This window comes from Vagococcus allomyrinae (genome assembly GCF_017829975.1).
GTDB classification, from domain to species: Bacteria; Bacillota; Bacilli; order Lactobacillales; family Vagococcaceae; genus Vagococcus_D; species Vagococcus_D allomyrinae.
Window position 1 is genome coordinate 121466 of record NZ_JAEEGA010000004.1, and the last position, 16402, is coordinate 137867.

The 16402-nt window shown below is 40.8% G+C and carries 18 protein-coding genes; 3 read left to right on the forward strand and 15 right to left on the reverse strand.

What is annotated here, in order from left to right; genetic code table 11:
* Positions 1-3: 3 nt before the first annotated feature.
* Positions 4-966, reverse strand: coding sequence for a helix-turn-helix domain-containing protein (locus tag I6N95_RS07620; RefSeq protein WP_209526345.1), 963 nt, complete (start codon positions 964-966; stop codon positions 4-6).
* An 89-nt stretch (positions 967-1055) separates the two neighbouring features.
* On the opposite strand from I6N95_RS07620, the gene I6N95_RS07625 reads away from it, so the two are divergent.
* Complete coding sequence (locus I6N95_RS07625) at positions 1056-2630, forward strand: ATP-binding cassette domain-containing protein (RefSeq protein ID WP_209526348.1); 1575 nt, start codon at positions 1056-1058, stop codon at positions 2628-2630.
* A 419-nt stretch (positions 2631-3049) separates the two neighbouring features.
* Here I6N95_RS07625 and I6N95_RS07630 read toward each other — a convergent pair whose 3' ends face one another.
* Both I6N95_RS07630 and I6N95_RS07635 read right to left on the reverse strand, forming a co-directional pair.
* Complete coding sequence (locus tag I6N95_RS07630; protein WP_209526350.1) at positions 3050-3283, reverse strand: hypothetical protein; 234 nt, start codon at positions 3281-3283, stop codon at positions 3050-3052.
* A gap of 184 nt (positions 3284-3467) precedes the next feature.
* Positions 3468-3641, reverse strand: coding sequence for a hypothetical protein (locus I6N95_RS07635; RefSeq protein WP_209526353.1), 174 nt, complete (start codon positions 3639-3641; stop codon positions 3468-3470).
* Between the two features lie 894 nt (positions 3642-4535).
* On the opposite strand from I6N95_RS07635, the gene I6N95_RS07640 reads away from it, so the two are divergent.
* Positions 4536-5432, forward strand: a complete 897-nt coding sequence (locus I6N95_RS07640) for a MerR family transcriptional regulator (protein WP_209526355.1) — start codon at positions 4536-4538, stop codon at positions 5430-5432.
* 153 nt (positions 5433-5585) lie between these two features.
* On the opposite strand, the gene I6N95_RS07645 is transcribed toward I6N95_RS07640, so the two are convergent.
* Positions 5586-6005, reverse strand: a complete 420-nt coding sequence (locus I6N95_RS07645; RefSeq protein ID WP_209526357.1) for an NUDIX hydrolase — start codon at positions 6003-6005, stop codon at positions 5586-5588.
* Positions 6006-6082: 77 nt separating this feature from the next.
* On the opposite strand from I6N95_RS07645, the gene I6N95_RS27815 reads away from it, so the two are divergent.
* A complete protein-coding gene (locus tag I6N95_RS27815; protein WP_209526695.1) occupies positions 6083-6211 on the forward strand; it encodes a helix-turn-helix domain-containing protein in 129 nt (42 codons plus the stop codon).
* Positions 6212-6249: 38 nt separating this feature from the next.
* On the opposite strand, the gene lpdA is transcribed toward I6N95_RS27815, so the two are convergent.
* From lpdA to I6N95_RS07700, 11 genes are read right to left on the reverse strand one after another with little or no spacing between them, the layout of a single operon-like run.
* Complete coding sequence (lpdA, locus tag I6N95_RS07655; protein ID WP_209526360.1) at positions 6250-7638, reverse strand: dihydrolipoyl dehydrogenase; 1389 nt, start codon at positions 7636-7638, stop codon at positions 6250-6252.
* Positions 7639-7658: 20 nt separating this feature from the next.
* Positions 7659-8837 (reverse strand): dihydrolipoamide acetyltransferase family protein, encoded by a 1179-nt coding sequence (locus I6N95_RS07660; RefSeq protein WP_209526362.1) that lies wholly within the window; start codon positions 8835-8837, stop codon positions 7659-7661.
* Positions 8838-8854: 17 nt separating this feature from the next.
* Positions 8855-9838 carry an alpha-ketoacid dehydrogenase subunit beta gene (locus I6N95_RS07665; RefSeq protein ID WP_209526365.1) on the reverse strand — a complete coding sequence of 328 codons (984 nt, stop codon included), beginning with the start codon at positions 9836-9838 and terminating at the stop codon, positions 8855-8857.
* Between the two features lie 15 nt (positions 9839-9853).
* Complete coding sequence (locus I6N95_RS07670) at positions 9854-10843, reverse strand: thiamine pyrophosphate-dependent dehydrogenase E1 component subunit alpha (RefSeq protein ID WP_209526367.1); 990 nt, start codon at positions 10841-10843, stop codon at positions 9854-9856.
* A gap of 18 nt (positions 10844-10861) precedes the next feature.
* Positions 10862-10990 (reverse strand): hypothetical protein, encoded by a 129-nt coding sequence (locus tag I6N95_RS27390; RefSeq protein ID WP_283808943.1) that lies wholly within the window; start codon positions 10988-10990, stop codon positions 10862-10864.
* A 6-nt stretch (positions 10991-10996) separates the two neighbouring features.
* Positions 10997-11272, reverse strand: coding sequence for a PTS sugar transporter subunit IIB (locus I6N95_RS07675; RefSeq protein WP_209526369.1), 276 nt, complete (start codon positions 11270-11272; stop codon positions 10997-10999).
* Positions 11273-11286: 14 nt separating this feature from the next.
* On the reverse strand, positions 11287-12039 hold the full coding sequence (locus I6N95_RS07680) for an SDR family NAD(P)-dependent oxidoreductase (protein ID WP_209526371.1): 753 nt from the start codon (positions 12037-12039) through the stop codon (positions 11287-11289).
* 14 nt (positions 12040-12053) lie between these two features.
* The gene (locus I6N95_RS07685) at positions 12054-12332 is read right to left on the reverse strand and encodes a PTS sugar transporter subunit IIB (RefSeq protein ID WP_209526373.1); all 279 of its coding nucleotides are present in this window, start codon (positions 12330-12332) and stop codon (positions 12054-12056) included.
* A gap of 18 nt (positions 12333-12350) precedes the next feature.
* Positions 12351-13721, reverse strand: a complete 1371-nt coding sequence (locus tag I6N95_RS07690) for a PTS galactitol transporter subunit IIC (protein WP_209526376.1) — start codon at positions 13719-13721, stop codon at positions 12351-12353.
* A gap of 28 nt (positions 13722-13749) precedes the next feature.
* On the reverse strand, positions 13750-14214 hold the full coding sequence (locus I6N95_RS07695; protein WP_209526378.1) for a PTS sugar transporter subunit IIA: 465 nt from the start codon (positions 14212-14214) through the stop codon (positions 13750-13752).
* Complete coding sequence (locus tag I6N95_RS07700) at positions 14195-16354, reverse strand: BglG family transcription antiterminator (protein ID WP_209526380.1); 2160 nt, start codon at positions 16352-16354, stop codon at positions 14195-14197. Before I6N95_RS07700 ends, I6N95_RS07695 begins: the two co-directional genes overlap by 20 nt.
* Positions 16355-16402 lie beyond the last annotated feature (48 nt).

Sequence of the window (16402 nt, forward strand, 5' to 3'; positions counted from 1 at the left end):
CTCCTATACTGAGCCAAAAATCTGGATTAGAAACAGCTGATTTTCTTTGACTTTTTTCAAATTTCCGCTCAATTCCTTATATTTATCCCGTTCTTTTTCTAAACCCAACTGCTCGTAAATCTGAATGGTTTCCAGAAATAACGAATTGGCTTTACTTTGATCTCCCATAAAAAAATATATCCAGCCCCGATAAAAAGGCAACATTGCCGCAAAACGAAGATTTTCTTGAAAGACCAATTGTTCCTCAACCATTAGAAGCGTCTTAAAGGCATATTCAAAAGCATTTTTAGCACAAAAAACAGTTAAACAGGTAAATAACGTCTGGAAAACCAACTCCTCCGCTGCTGGTAAACACCGATAAGACTCTAATCGTTTGACAGATTGTTGAACAAAACGCCACAAAATAGGCGGTGTAAAAATAAAGGACATGCGATTGAGTAATTCTAATTCATAAAGCCCCCAAATCTCAACATCAAATAAATATTGCTGAACGGGTAGCCCGATTACTCCAATATCCTCTGGAATAACTTCTAAGCTCATCGGCTTTCCCGTTTGTTTCAATTTGATAAACAACACGTAAATTTTAACAAATATCAAAAAATGACTCATCTTTAGACTGACTTGTTTCGCCAAATAATCTTCAATTTTCCTTTGTTCTACCAGCAATTTCAGCAAAAAGTCATCAATAACCGTATCAATTTGATAACTGTTCATCAATTGATAAAACTTACTCATCATCTCCTGCTCTTTTAGCCAATACTGCCCCGGGTTAACTAATAACCCAAATTCATCATGACTGACATTCAGTTTATGCAATAATTTCAACAACCGATCGTAGGAGATTTTCGATTGCCCCTTTTCAAACTGGGCAATTAACGACACTGAAAGACCTTCTTCCGCTAACTCCTTCAGCTTAACCCCTTTATTTTTACGCAAATAACGAAAGGCTTCTCCATAATTTTTCATTTAGTCCCCTACTTTTTTTACAATATATTGTAATATTACCATAAAACGCAGGAACTTGAACCTATACTAAAGAAAGAGGAGGAAATAAAATGATTATTATAAAATATGGCAATCGCTTCAAACTTATCCTTATGATTATTTTTCAAGTTGCAAACAGTTTCAGTAATTTATTACTGGCGTACATTATCAGTGCTTTTATTCGCGTTGCTGGCAATAAAAACTTAGTTGAATTTAAACAAATTGTTTGGTTGGGAGTGATCGGATTTTTTATTTTCGGCATCATCAATTACTTATCCAAGTATTTTCAAATTCAGTTTATTCAAGATATCAATCAAAACTTGAAACGTAAATTAGTCAACTATTACTTGCGACAGGAGAGTGATAAAACCAGTCAGATTTTATCACTTTTAACAAATGACATGAAACAACTAGAAACTAGCGGTATTAAAGCAGAAATTACGATTATTGGCAATCTATTGTCCTTTATAATCGCATTACTAGGTTCTTTAACCTTTGATTTTTTTATGACGCTCGTTTGCGTACTGGCTTCATTTCTCCCTTTTTTTATCTCAAAAATAACCGAAAAGAGCATTAAGCAGACAGCAAACACCTGGACACAAGACAACAGTGCTTATGTAAAAAAAATGAACAATCTTTTCCACGGTATTGCTACGATTGTCACCTATCAAGCTTACTCTTATGCCGAAACACAAGCTGATATCTCTGTGCAACAATTGGAAAAGTCACTGGCTAATATGGAACGAACCATCGCATTCTCAGATTCTATTATCTATCTTGTCTCATGGTTTACAGGAATCATCTTGCCTTTTGGTTTTGGAATTTTGCGAATTATCCAAGGAAACTTATCTTTAAGCGCATTTCTGGGAGTTGTGCAACTTTCTAATTCTTTTACTAATCCAATTATTCAAGTCATTCAACTTAAGAATCAGCTCGCTACTGTCGACGGGATTTTAACAAAAATCGAATTGGCGTTTAACTATGAACAAATAAAAACTGGTAGTTCTTTAAAAACCATTCAATCGCTAACATTACAAGGAGCGGCTGTAAAAAGAGGAAAACAGTTCCTATTAAAACCAACAACACTACTGATTCATGCCCAAGAAAAACTACTGATTATGGCCCCTTCCGGTTATGGGAAATCTACTTTACTAAAAGTCTTTCAACAACAAACTTCTCTAACAGAAGGTCAATACCTTATCAACGGCCAACCTATCATTCAGTTTAATAAAACACTGTTGCAATCACACTTTGCGCTAATTCAACAAACTCCTTTTATATTTGCTGATACTCTTTATCACAACTTAACATTAGGAAAATCATTTTCAGACCAAGACCTTACTGACGCCATAAAAATGACCGGTTTAACAGAGCTCATCACCGAAAAAGGACTAGACTACTCACTAGAAGAAGACGATACAGGTCTTTCTGGTGGTCAAATACAACGGATCGAAATTGCACGTGCCATACTGCGACAACGTCCGTTTTTATTAGTCGATGAAGGGACGTCTGCCCTAGATCATCACAACGCTGCCATTATTCGAGAAACCCTAAAAAACTATCCCGGAGCAGTTATTGAAGTCGGGCACAAACTCGCTAAAGAAGACATCACGATGTTTGACCGCGTCATTCATTTAGAAGATTAACACTCGCCTTTACCACCAAAAAAGTGACTGCCTAACTCTAGATAGCCATCTAGCAGTTGGACAGTCACTTTCCCTTTGTAAATCCAGCATAACAAGCCAAGATTCACTGATGAAACAGGAGTCAGCGCCACCTAAACAACGCTTATTTGTTGACTGGGTGGTCACTCATAATAAGGAATAACATATAACCTGTCAATTCTAAAATAAGGTCAAAATAGCTATTTTGATAATAAAAAAAGAACCAACTTTTTTGAATTTAACTAACAAAAGGTATAATTTCCGATCAGCCCGCTCACTCTTCCCACTTCTTCAGCTGACTCCCCTTACAAAAAAAGTAACCACCTGATACTACTCCAAGATTTAGGTGATTACGTTCCCTTTAGCTATCTTTTTGATTAACTACCTAACCCATTCCTCCATCATGTTGCCACTCCAACCACCAAGCTGACTTGGTAAGTATCTGGACCTGTCACGACAATCGTCATTCGATCAAAATATTCCATCACGCCTGCTTGACTACCTGAAAAAGAGGTGAATAACACCTTACCAATTGCCTCAGCATTTTTTACAGCATTAAACGAACTCGTGTAAGGAGCCGTGCTGACTTCCTCAATCTGCTGGCTAAACCTTTCCGTAGTAGCGCTTGTCGACATACTAGCCGTAGGACTGGGCTCACCGACTAGGCAGTGCCGCAGGGCTTGATGGTTGAGTTGTTGATTGGTCTGTCGCCACCTCAGGTTTTTTCGAACACCCTACTAGAACCAATACTGCAATAATACACATCACTTTTTTATCATTTTCCTCCACAACATATATTACACTCATCTACTACGGTTTTTATTCGAAAGTCTCCTCAGATAAACAGCGAAGAAAAGACCTTGAAGCTGCAATTAACAGCATGCAAGCATCATCTCCCTGACCGATCCCTAATAGTCGCTCGGCCTCGACCAAGTCACTTTTAAAAATATTAACAACATCAAACTTGCTTAATTCTTCTTGTTTTATATCCATCTACGGTTCCTTTCGCCTCTACAACACATGTTCTTTCATATACTCAGATGTTGCTTTTTGAATTGACCTCATTAAATCAGCTCACTGATACCTCAAACAAAATTTTCGGACTGAATTATGATTGTCTCACTTCTATTCAACCACTTTTTCATCAAAAAAACAATCACAAAAAAGGCACAATTGAAAAGTGCTAATAGGTTTCAATTCTACAACATAATTTATTAAGCAGAAACCTAAACGAATCATACAACACTATCCACTTAAGATACTGACAACCCAATAAAAAAATGTCGACTTAACGGATCTTCGTCAAATTGGAACACACTCATAACTTCTGTTTCAAAGATATTTTTTGGAAAGCTATTAATTGATATGGGTACCGACTAAATAATTTCTACAAAATGCGCCAAAATCTGAACTCTTTGGTCTTCATTTTGTTGTCGCTAGTGTCTAAAAGGCAAAAGACTTAAAACCATGGGCCAGGAGAATGCTTGACGCTTTAGCATTTAATGAAATTTAAACAATGTGTCCTGTTTCCTGTCACTAATTGCTGTCGTTATTCTCACAAATTTATCAACAGATCTACACCATGATAATTAAATCAAACATAATATCAAGCTTTACTTTTCTCCTACAACAGATCTATTCTTAGTGCTTTACCTGCAGTAAAAAAGTTAGGATTATTACTAAGATTCTTGCTTATTCTGACAATTGACATTTAAGAGCATTATAGTATAATAAACCTAAAAAGATACCGCTTACAAAAATCTCAACTTATCCCTATTTGCCGTCCGCCAGCTTATTGTCAACGTCACTCTTAGAATAAATCAATTCAACTTCCCCGCTTCCGTCTATTGTCAAAGGCAGTCAAATAACCAAAGGAGAGGTTCAGGTATGAAGGAGAAGGCATACTACACCATTGGCGAGCTATCAGATATTTGCGGCATTTCCAAGCGAAATTTACGATTTTACGATGAAAAAGGCTTGCTAAAACCTAGCAAGCGTGATTCAAGCAACAATTACCGTTATTACTCAGAAGAAAAGGCAATTGACGCTCTAAAAATTAAAGAACTAAAAAAGAAAGGCTTAAGCATTTCCGACATCAAACTACTCGTAAAGAAAAAAGACTTAAAGGTATTTCGAAATGCCTTAAATCAATCTATTACCGCATTAGAAAAGGAAAAACAACTAATTGAAGAACAAATCCGCCAATCCAAGGCTTCCTATTCCGCTGTCAGTCAATCATTAATTTATTTGGAAACAGCACAAGTCAATCGTGATATTACGATCGACTACTCCCCTGAAACCTATGTGTATTTCACTAACTATCGTTGTAATCACCATGCAAAAAAATTATTCTGGGATCGTTTTGCTGAATTAACTCAACTTTGCGAAGAAGATAACTTCCAAATTATTGGGCCTTTCTCGGCTATCTTTCATGAACACTACTTTAATCAATTCTTCTTTGATGAGGGCCAACTAGAAGTTTTTTATCCTATTACCCCAACAAACGTTAAGCATCCTCGTGTGCGGATTATCGAAAAACGCTTAATGATGAGTAAAATTGTGATTGGTAATTATCAATCCCTTCTTTCAACTTACGTTGATTTGATAAACTACTCTAAAGAAAACAACTTGCAAATCATTGGCCCTAACCTTGAAGAATACCTATGCGACTTCTCTTTTGGTCTTCACGAAGATGACTGGATCACACGGATCGCTTTCCCGATTATAATGAACGACGATTCTTGCACACTCCATCCTAAAAAAACAGCTCTCAAGCACTTTTGATATCTCATAACACTTTTACAACAGACAATAACGATCCCCCAGAATTAATTCTGGGGGATCGTTTATCTTTACGTAAATGACTTAACTCTAATAGTGAGGACTCTCATTTTGGACCAATCAAGTTACATTATGCCAACAAAACCTCACAATAAATTATAATCGAATCAATTTTACGGCTTTAGGAATAATTACAGCATAAATATCTGGATATGTCAGCACTTCAGGCAAGCTATCAAGTAAAACAACTTTTTCAATTTCGTGCTCTAATGAATCAGTCAGCGATGCTACTTCTGCATAAAAAACTTGACCAAAAGTTTCAATCCCCTCATTGTCTACACCGTAAATAAACAACGGCTTTAATTGAAAAGCAATTGCACCTGTTTCTTCAAACAGTTCCCTACTGGCGCATTGTTCAATAGATTCGCCTAACTCTCTCCTGCCTCCAGGTAGCTCATAACTTATTCGATCTTTATGACGAACATAAATAGTCTTATTATTTTGCTTAGCCAAAATCACCGAAAACCTCAGTTGATCTTCAGGTATTTCGTTCAATTCATAGGTATTTATCTTCATTTAAAGCTCCTTTACAATCGGCTAATAAAACCAGTTTACCATATTGATTCACTTTTAATCGAGTAACAGACAATTTTATTTTACCAGAAAACTCAGACCACACAGTAACGACTATTGCCAAAGCCGTTGGCTATCAAAACCCCTTATCATTTTCGAGAGCCTATAAACGAATTTACGGCCATTCTCCCAGAAATAAAAAAAAATAAACAAGGGAATTTAGACGCTTGTCCAAATCCCCTTGTCCTTATAGATGAATCGGTAAGCCTTGAGCAAGTTCAGCTGTATCCATAATTGCTTCTGACAATGTCGGATGAGCGTGAATGGTTAAGGCGATATCCTCAACTGTCAACCCTGCCTCTACCGCTAAAGTAATCTCACCAATCATCTCGCTAGCGTTTACGCCGACGATCTGACCACCGACAATCGTTGAATCCTGATCAACAATCAGCCTAGCAAATCCCTGATTTTGATTAAGTGACAGTGCTCGACCATTGCCTTGGAGAGGAAATTGAAACGCTTTGGCGGAAATGGTCTTTTCAGCTTCCTTTAAAGTAAGTCCCGTACTAGCCAGTTCAGGATCAGAGAAACAAATCCCTGGCACTGCTCGATAATCACGCTCAACTTTTTTACCAGCTAAGACTTCAGCCGCTACTTTCCCATCGTAGCTAGCCTTATGAGCCAAAGCCAATCCTGCCACCACATCACCAATCGCTAAAATATTGGCCACCTTTGTGCGATAATCAGCTCCCACTGGAATAAGACCTTGCTGATCCACTGTTATGCCAGTTTTCTCTAAATCTAAGTCATCTGTATTAGGACGTCTGCCAACGGTCACCAAAACATAGTCTGCGGCAATTTCATAGGACTTCCCTTTAACCTCATAATGAACAACCACACCTGAGGCCGTTACAACGGCCTCTTTAGCAAGCGCTTCAGTCTGAACAACGATTCCTTTTTTCTTAAAAGCGGACTGAACCACTCTAACCATATCTCCCTCAAAACTAGGCAGTAACTGAGGGGAGCCTTCTAAAATTGTCACCTCTGAGCCTAAATTAGCGTACGCACTCCCTAGTTCAGCGCCAATCACGCCACCCCCAATAATCACTAGCTTTTTAGGAATTCCGCTTAAATTCAAGGCACCTGTTGAATCCAAAATTCGTGGTCCAAAAGGGAATCCCTTAAGCGACAACGGACGGCTACCAGTGGCGATAATCGCCTGCTTAAAGCGATAATCAGTTACCCCATGCTCTGTTTCAAGCGCCACTTGAGTTGGATCGATAAAACGGGCTTTCCCTTTAATAATCTTAACCTGGTTCTTTGTTAACAAACTCTCGATCCCAGTCGTCAGTCTTTTGACCACATGGTGATTTTTCCATGTTTGCGTTTGGGAAAAATCAAGGTTGGCCTGCTTAACCTCGAGACCTAAAAAGTCAGAGTTAAGACTTTCTTGATAGCGATGTCCAGCAGTAATTAAAGCTTTTGACGGAATGCACCCCTCATTTAAGCAGACGCCCCCAATCTCGTCTTTCTCCACAATCGTGACAGCTTGTCCTAATTGTGCTGCTCTAATCGCTGCCACATAACCTCCTGGCCCTGACCCAATTACCAGTGTTTCAATGATCGTTTTTTCCATCGAATCTTTCCTCTCCCTATTTATAGTAATAGGCCATAAGGTTGTTCCAAAAGACCTACGAGTACGCTTAAAAATTCGGCCACAGGCGCCCCATCGATTGCCCGATGATCAAAGGAAAGACTTAACGTTAAGGTAGGATGCATTTCCACTTGATCGCCAACTGAGTAAGCCGCCTCATATAAACTACCAACCCCTAAAATTGCCACTTGGGGCCCATTGATAATCGGTGTAAAATGGCGAACAACCCCTTTACCGAGAGAACTAATGGTAAAGGTCCCATCAGATACCTCCGCTGATGTCAGCTTGCCTTCTCGGGCTTTTTCCGTCATGACTTTGACTGCTTCAGTTAGGTCTGCTAAACCAAGCTGATTGACCCCTTTAATTACCGGCACGACCAAACCATCAGTCAAGCCAACCGCCACCCCCATATTAACCTGGCTAAATTCATGAATCCCATCTTCTAAGACGTGAGCGTTTAAACGAGGGAATTGTTTAAGAGCGACGGTGACCCCTTTAATCATGAACTCAAGCAAAGACAACCGCTTGCCGTTTTGCTCTTCAATCACTGGTAATAGCTGCTGCCGCAACAACACCAATTCCTTGAGATTGACTTGCGCTTCCATCGTCACATGAGGAATCGTTTGACTATTAGTCACCATCGTATCAGCAACCGCTCGACGAAGTCCCTTCCACGGGCTGAAAAGTTCTTGATTTTCAACGGCTGGCACGCCGTTAGGCTTCACCGAATAAGCCGTCACATCACTGAGATGGATGCGGCCATGGCGCCCACTTCCAAGAATATGACTTAGCTCAATTCCTTTTTCACGAGCCAGCTTCCTAGCGGCTGGCGTCGCTCGTATTTCTTGACTAACCGAGACAGAAGAATCTGACTGAGGTTGTTCTTTGATTGGTTCAGACTGACGCCTCTCAATCGACGGTGCCTGATCAGGAACCTCTTCACCAACTTTCCCTAAAAAGGCGACCACTGCATTAATCGGTACCATTTGATCTGCCTCGTAATAACGTTTCAACAATGTTCCTTCTTCATAGGCCTCAACTTCAATCGCAATTTTATCTGTCATCACTTCAAAAATTGCTTCGCCAACTTCCACATATTCTCCTTCTTCTTTAAACCACTGGGTAATACTTCCTTCTGCCATCGTTGAGCTTAATTTTGGCATTAATACCTCAAAAGCCATTCACAAGACCTCCTTTATCACTTTTTTGCCATCATCTCTTGGCAAGCTTTGACAATATCCACTACTTGAGGCACTGCCAACTTTTCCAAATCTGGATGATAAGGAATCGGTACTTCTTCCCCTGCCAAGCGAACAATTGGCCCATCCAGAAAATCAAATGACTCATTTTCGACAATCACACTAGCCAACTCTGCACTAAAGCCACTGCGTTTAACCGCTTCGGTTACAACTATCGCCCGTCCCGTCTTTTTAACCGAGTCAACAATTGTTTGCTTATCCAGAGGGACAAGCGTTCGCGGATCAACCACTTCAATATTAATCCCTTCTTGAGATAGAATCTCGCCAGCCTCTAAAGCTCTGTGAACCATGATCCCCGTTGCCACAACGGTGATATCACTTCCTTGACGCTTAATATCAGCCACACCTAAAGGAATAACATACTTCCCTTCTGGGACATCGCTACTGGTCTTGTAACACAATTTATGCTCGTAAAACATCACAGGATTATTGTCTTCAATCGCCCCGTGAAGCAATCCTTTGGCATCGTAAGCAGTCGCTGGTTGCACCACTTTTAGACCAGGAACATGAGCTGTCCAATTCTCCAAACTCTGAGAATGTTGAGCAGCTGCCCCAGTCCCAGAACCGCCAGGCGTTCTCATCACCAGAGGAATCGTTGCCTTCCCCCCATACATATAGTGAATTTTTGCGGCTTGATTGACGATTTGATCCAAAGCAATCGTAATAAAATCTGAAAACTGTAATTCATAAACTGGCCTCATGCCAGTAATAGCCGCTCCAACTGCAGTACCAGCAATGGCGCTTTCGGAAATAGGTGTTGAACGAATGCGCTCCTCACCAAATTCTTCGACCATCCCACGAGTGACACCAAAGGCACCGCCATATACGCCAATATCTTCTCCCATCAGGAAAACATCTTGATTCTCATGCATCGCCTCGGTTAACGCTTCTCTAACTGCTTCTAAATAAGTGATTTCTCGCATTTCCTCAGTTCCCCCTTAATCTGCATAGACATCTTCATACAACGCTGAAGGCAGTGGCATCTCCCCAGCTTCAGCATAGCTAACCGCTTCCTCAATAGCTTCCTTAGCTGCCAGTCGAATTAACTCAGCTTCAGCTTCTGTCAACAAGCCAGCTGTCATAAATCGTTCCTTCGCTAATTTGATTGGATCGCGATTTTTGCGCCACTCTTCCTCTTCTGCCTTGGTTCGATATTTTTTTGCGTCTGACTTTGAATGACCTTTCCAGCGATAGGTAAGGGCTTCAATAATGGTTGGCCCGCCGCCATTGCGGGCTTTTTCCACCGCATCCCAAGTAGCATCGATCACCGCGATTAAATCATTGCCATCAATGGTCACCCCTTCAATGCCATAAGCAAGGGCTCGCTCGCTCAGACGGGAAACCCGTGTCATTTTTTCCACTGGCCCACTCATGCCATACTGGTTATTTTCAATAAAAAAGACAACCGGTAGATCCCAGATTGCAGCTAAATTGAGCGATTCATGAAAGCTCCCCTCATTGGTGGAACCATCTCCCGCATAACAAAGGGCCACTCGATCTTGTTGTTTCATTTTGGCCGTTAAAGCAGCCCCAGTCGCAATTGGGTAACCACCACCAACGATCCCATTCGCCCCTAAGTTTCCCGTTGCCAACTCGGCAATGTGCATGGAGCCACCTTTCCCTTTATTCGTGCCATTCGTGCGGCCAAATAGCTCCGCCATCATCCCTTTGACATCCGTTCCTTTGGCAATGGTTTGCCCATGACCCCGATGCGTTGCAGTAATCCAATCAGTTTGACGAAGAACTGCTCCACTGCCTGCCGCCGTGGCTTCCTGACCAACGGCTAAATGAGTGGTACCGTGAATTAAGCCACGAGCAAATAGCTGATCCACCTTTTCATCAAAAAAGCGGATTTTCCACATCGTTGCCAGCAACTTTATTAGTTGCTCATCTGTTAAATCACCTTTATTTGGTATCGAGATTGTCATCTTTGTTTCCCTCCATAACTAATTCATTTCCAACAAGTGATTGCCACACCAATTTTCGCCAATAACTACTCGATTGGCTGGCGGAATCTGTTTTTTCTCGTTTAATAAGGTGCCATAAATATCGATGGCAAATAGTCTTATCGTCATCCCAGATCAGCTGAGATGATGAAGAATGTCATCACAACACTGCTCCATCCCCATCTTCGTAATAAAGGCCATCCCATTCACCACAGGATACTCCTCCCCAAAAGAATGAGGTCCAATTACCACAATGACCGTTGGCTCCACTTCCTTTAGCTTCACTTCATAAATACTTTCACCGACAACTTTTACAGCTATTCCCCGCTCATTTAAATAGGTGTCAATAAAGCTGGTCGCAAATTTCAACTTATTTTGCGACGTTCCTGAAGCAACTAACACTGTTTTCATTTTTTTCGTCCTTTCTAATACGTTCGTCCACCATCCGCTAAGATGATTTGCCCGTGAATGTACGAACTCTCAGGGCTGGCTAAAAACACTGCTAAATTAGCAATATCTTGAGGCTGGCCTATTCTGCCAAGCGGAATCTGTTTAAGCAATACCTCCCGGCTTTCCTCTGTCGGGTATAAGTGATCTAAAATATCAGTCTGAATCACTCGTGGCGCAATGGCATTAACATTAATCCCTAAGGGCCCCAACTCTTTTGCCAGATTGCGCATCAACCCATGTTGGCCTGATTTGGAGGCCGCGTAATGAGCCCCACCACCAGTTCCAGTAATCCCTGAACCAGAGGTAATAAAAACGACCTTTCCTTGATTTTTTTGTTGAATCAGATCTGCTAAAAAAGCTTTTATCGTATAAAAAGACCCACTTAAATTGATGTTAATCACCCGTTGCCATTCTTCTACGTCGATCTCCTGAAGACTGTGATGATAGCTGATGCCAGCATTAATAACTAGCAGATCAATTCGACCAAGCTGCGCCATCACAAGGTCTCTAGCCTGGCCCAAACTCGCCACCTGACTGACATCTGTTTTGATAAAAAGAGCCGACTCACCCCTACCGTTTATTTCATCAGCCAGAGTTTCACCCGCTGATGAATCAAAATCTAAAATAACCGTTTGAGCGCCACCCTTGGCAAATGTTTCCACAATGCAGCGGCCAATCCCTTTGGCACCACCAGTCACAACTGCTACTTTCCCTTTAAAATCAGTCATTTTGAATGGCCCCTTTACTTCATAATCTCAATAATTTTAGCAATATCCTCATCCATTCCGATTCCCGTTAAAAAGGATAGAGCACGAATCACTGGTATCTGATCACTCTCATAAGAGGTCGTCGTGACTACTAAGTCCGCGCCAGTAATTTTTGCTGGTAATTCCGCCACCTTGCATTGCTCCACCGTCGCGTTGATCTGGTGCTTCGCTAATTCCTCCTGCACACGCATGCTGACGACTGTTGATGTTGCGACACCTGTTCCACAGGCGATTAAAATATGTTTTTTATTCACGATGACCACTCCTATTTTCTAGTTATTTTCTGATTCTGGAAACTGCTTCTTAATATCATTTCTAACCCAATACCAAAGCCCGCCGTATAACAGCAGTCCAATAATTCCAGCCGCAAAAGCAGGCACATTCGTCGGATCAATTAATTTCAACATAATCCACAAGGTTAAATGGCTGCTCATATCAATCCCAGAAATCATCGTTGCCCCTTCGGGAAAAGCAAACCCAACAGCATGGGCCATCGTCGTCGTTAAAGCGCCTAAATTAGTCGCAATAAAGAGCACCAAGCACAGAGAGACAATCGCATTAAGCAATCCCCGGAAAATATTTCCCTTTGAAGCCGCCACTGACCAAATAACCGTAAATGGCAAAACAGCTAAATCAGCAAAAGGCAACAAGCGATTGTAAGGTAAAACTGCTGCTAAAAAGATCGTAATCGGCACCATGATAAGCGCCACCGTAATAATTGCTGGATGAGCTGTCACCACCGCAGCATCCAGTCCGATATAAACCTTTTTTCCAGGGAATCGTTTTTGAATAAAACTTTTCGCTGCGTCGGCAATTGGCGCCAAACCTTCCATTAACAACGCCACCATTCTCGGCATCAAAATCATCACCGCTGACATCTGAATCCCTAACTGAATAATGGCTTGAGAATCATAACCAGCCAAGAAGCCCATGCCGATTCCTAAAATCAGGCCGATCATCATCGGTTCTCCAAAAAGCCCCAGCTTATCCTTTAAGTTCTTGGCATTGATGTCGATCTTATTCAAACCAGGTATTTTGTCCCAAAGCCGATTTAAAGCATAGGTAATGGGAGCGAAGTTTACCGTTTCACCGTGAGGCAGCGAAATCCCCGGTAGGCCAAAGAAATGTTCAACTGCTGGTGCCGTCCAGTCAGCTAATTTGAAAATCACAAACGCATTGATCAGCGAACAAATAATCGCAATCCAAATTGAATTTGTCGCATAATAAATCATGGCCCCTGGAAAAATTAAATGCCAGTAATTCCACAAATCCACATCCATTGTTTTGGTCATATTGTAGCGCAATAAAATAATATTAAAGATAAAAATAACTGGTATTAACAAAACGGCAATCGGTGTCGCAAAGGTAATCGCCGCACCAATTGGCCAGCCAACATCCAAAATGTCCAAATTTAAGCCCAGCCGTTCAATCATCGCTTGAGAAGCCGTGCCAACTGAATCAGATAATAAACCAATTACTAAGTTCAAGCCAGTAAACCCAATACCAACCGTTAAGCCTGCGCGAAATGACTTGCTGAGAGACTGTCCCAGAATTAACCCAAAAATCGTTAAGATAATCGGCAACATAGCCGTTGCCCCTAAATCAAGAATATAATTAACTGCTGATTTAATTAGTTCTAACATGCGTTACATCCCCTTTATTTTTGTTTTTTCAAATGATCTCCCGTAACAATTGATTAATCGACTCAACCTCCTTCCCTTCCTTGATCATGGCCAATGCGCGCTCATTCTGACAAAGACCAATTAACTTTTGCAACATTACCAACTGATTTTCCGGCTCTTTAATGGCTAACATAAAGATAATTTCCACTGGCACTTCCTCTCCTGGACTGGCCATCACCTCGAAAATGACAGGGGTTTCAACAATCCCTACCAAAAAACCTTCATGAATCACATGCTGACTCTCAGTGTGAGGAATAGCAACACTGATCCCTTTAGTGGGAAGCCCTGTCGGAAATTCCTTTTCCCTGAGAATCACGGCCTCTTTATAGCTGTCCTTCACGTAGCGTTCCGCAATCAGCACATCGCTCATTTTTTCCAAAAGCTCCGTCCGCTTCTCGGCTTGAAAGCGACAAAACATAAACTTTTCTTTAGTATCATACAGTAACTTTTTCATCGACAATCCCCATCACTTCATTTTCTAAATTTTTTATTTTGTCTAATAAGGCCCACTCTGTCTGACAAGATCCTAAGACCTGATCAAACTTGCCACTGCCTAAGATCTCTGTTAAGTTATACAAACAACTGCCCAAATTATCTTGCTCGGCAATGCTGAAAGCAATCACATACTTGACTGGATCATTTTTCTGGTGATTAAAATTAACTGGTTGCTGTAAGCGAACAAAACTTGCCCCGGTTTTCAAGGCACCATTTTTCCCATCAGCATGGGGAATCGCCACTCCTGGATAAATCACCACATAAGAGTCCAACTGATCGATGATCTCGATCATCGACTCAATATAAGACTCTGTAATCAAACGATCCCTTAACAATAGCTGCCCACTTAAGCGCACCGCGTCTTGCCAAGTCTCAGCTTGACCATTTAGCTCGATCCGTTGTACAGCTAAAATATCGGATAAGGTGGCAATCTCACGAGCAGAGTGTTCTTTCTCCACTTCAAAGTGAGCATAATAAACCCTCTCCAATTCTGCCAAAGCATGAACCTTGTCCTCAGTATCGATGTATTTATCGATTACCTGTAAATACTTCTGATAAAACTCATCTTTTCGACTCTTCACTGTCTCACCTACTTGGTTTTTCATGACCTTTTGGGCCTGAAGCTGATAGACCATTCGTTGGATATCCATAATATTGGTTTCAGACAACATCGGATTAACAATCACCAAGGGGTGCGAAAACTGACGAATCGGCACAGTTGAAACTACCAAATCCTGAGTCAACCACTGGCTAGTGGCAATATCATGAGAAGAATCCACTGAAATGATCTCAATTTGTGGAAATATCCGCGTGATCTTCGCCTTTAACAATTGAGCAGTGCCCCTACCAGAATTACAAACGAGACGAACAGTGATAACCGGCTGATCACCTGAGCTATTTTCTACGATCGCCATAACGTACATAACGAGAAATGACACCTCGTCATCTGAAAAGGATTTTTCTAAATAAGTCTCCAAATTAGTTAAACTCGATCTAACAATTGGGAAGATGTCTCGATAAGACGCCATGATTTCTGGCAGCAAGTCATTTTCAACCGTCACATTCTCCTTAATTCTCAATACTGACAACTTCAAGTGGTTTTCTAGCAATTCGAAAAGATCGCTATTTAAGTAGTATTTAATGTTGAGTTTATTGGACAAATGGAAGATGAACTCATTGACCAGTATTTGGATTTCAATGGAATCAATCTTTCGACCATTGTTTTTTAAATAGCTCTTTTGCCGCAAATTCCCTGTCAAAAATAACAGTTCACTTTCTGAAAAAGACACGTTGAAATCGGATTCAATTTCGGTTGCCAAACTTTTAGCAAAGCCATATTTAGAACTGCTGACTAGCTGCTCCGTTTTTACCTCACTAATGCTTTGTCCCTGTTCTAAACGGCTAACCACAATCATTAAGTAACAAACCACTTCCTGATAAGAAAAATCAGACAACTGTAAATCATGTTGACGTTCTGCTTTAATTAGCAAGCCTTTCATTTTTTGATAAATCCCATCTTGATCGATAATGTCCAACAATAATCGTTGAAAAATACTGTTTTCATTGCCAAAAGCATAAGCATATTCACCAGCGAACAAGCCGTTTAATAAAATTAGTTTCAACATAGCTCGTCGAAGATCTCCCTCATCCCCCCGTATTTGATACCCTTTACCAACCTGTGAATAAAGCTCCAACTCATTTTTTTTAAACCAAAGTTTCAACTCTTCAATATCGCTAATCAACGTATTGCGACTGACAAGTAAGTATTCAGATAAATAATAAGTGGTCACATACTCAATAGAATTCAGTAGTAATAGGGCTAGAATGGTTCGACGCTCATTTTGTGAAAGACGGTAATGCTGAAATGTGGCATAGTTTTTTAACGTTTGGTTCCAATCGACATTGGAGGTAAAAATAATCGTACCACTTTCGTCGAATATTATTTGCCCTTGCTCATCCGCAGCAAACTGCTCATTAATATCATTAAGATCATTCCTAATAGTTTGCTCCGATACTTTAAACAGCTGAGCATAATCTTGTAACGACTTTTTCTCTCCTCGTAACACATCCAATATAATCTTGTTAATTCTTCTGTTCATCTTGGGCACCTCCACACTTTTATTATAAGTTAGGTCAATTTTTTCACA

Excerpts from the sequence above, each read along its gene's own strand:
- I6N95_RS07690 (WP_209526376.1), bottom strand. The coding sequence starts at position 13,721 with ATGTTAGAACTAATTAAATCAGCAGTTAATTATATTCTTGATTTAGGG.
- lpdA (WP_209526360.1), bottom strand. The coding sequence starts at position 7,638 with ATGGAAAAAACGATCATTGAAACACTGGTAATTGGGTCAGGGCCAGGA.
- I6N95_RS07635 (WP_209526353.1), bottom strand. The coding sequence starts at position 3,641 with ATGGATATAAAACAAGAAGAATTAAGCAAGTTTGATGTTGTTAATATT.
- I6N95_RS07665 (WP_209526365.1), bottom strand. The coding sequence starts at position 9,838 with ATGCGAGAAATCACTTATTTAGAAGCAGTTAGAGAAGCGTTAACCGAG.
- I6N95_RS07680 (WP_209526371.1), bottom strand. The coding sequence starts at position 12,039 with ATGACTGATTTTAAAGGGAAAGTAGCAGTTGTGACTGGTGGTGCCAAA.
- I6N95_RS07625 (WP_209526348.1), top strand. The coding sequence starts at position 1,056 with ATGATTATTATAAAATATGGCAATCGCTTCAAACTTATCCTTATGATT.
- I6N95_RS07700 (WP_209526380.1), bottom strand. The coding sequence starts at position 16,354 with ATGAACAGAAGAATTAACAAGATTATATTGGATGTGTTACGAGGAGAG.
- I6N95_RS07670 (WP_209526367.1), bottom strand. The coding sequence starts at position 10,843 with ATGACAATCTCGATACCAAATAAAGGTGATTTAACAGATGAGCAACTA.
- I6N95_RS07695 (WP_209526378.1), bottom strand. The coding sequence starts at position 14,214 with ATGAAAAAGTTACTGTATGATACTAAAGAAAAGTTTATGTTTTGTCGC.
- I6N95_RS07640 (WP_209526355.1), top strand. The coding sequence starts at position 4,536 with ATGAAGGAGAAGGCATACTACACCATTGGCGAGCTATCAGATATTTGC.
- I6N95_RS07620 (WP_209526345.1), bottom strand. The coding sequence starts at position 966 with ATGAAAAATTATGGAGAAGCCTTTCGTTATTTGCGTAAAAATAAAGGG.
- I6N95_RS27390 (WP_283808943.1), bottom strand. The coding sequence starts at position 10,990 with ATGACGATAAGACTATTTGCCATCGATATTTATGGCACCTTATTAAAC.
- I6N95_RS07660 (WP_209526362.1), bottom strand. The coding sequence starts at position 8,837 with ATGGCTTTTGAGGTATTAATGCCAAAATTAAGCTCAACGATGGCAGAA.
- I6N95_RS07630 (WP_209526350.1), bottom strand. The coding sequence starts at position 3,283 with ATGTCGACAAGCGCTACTACGGAAAGGTTTAGCCAGCAGATTGAGGAA.
- I6N95_RS07645 (WP_209526357.1), bottom strand. The coding sequence starts at position 6,005 with ATGAAGATAAATACCTATGAATTGAACGAAATACCTGAAGATCAACTG.
- I6N95_RS07675 (WP_209526369.1), bottom strand. The coding sequence starts at position 11,272 with ATGAAAACAGTGTTAGTTGCTTCAGGAACGTCGCAAAATAAGTTGAAA.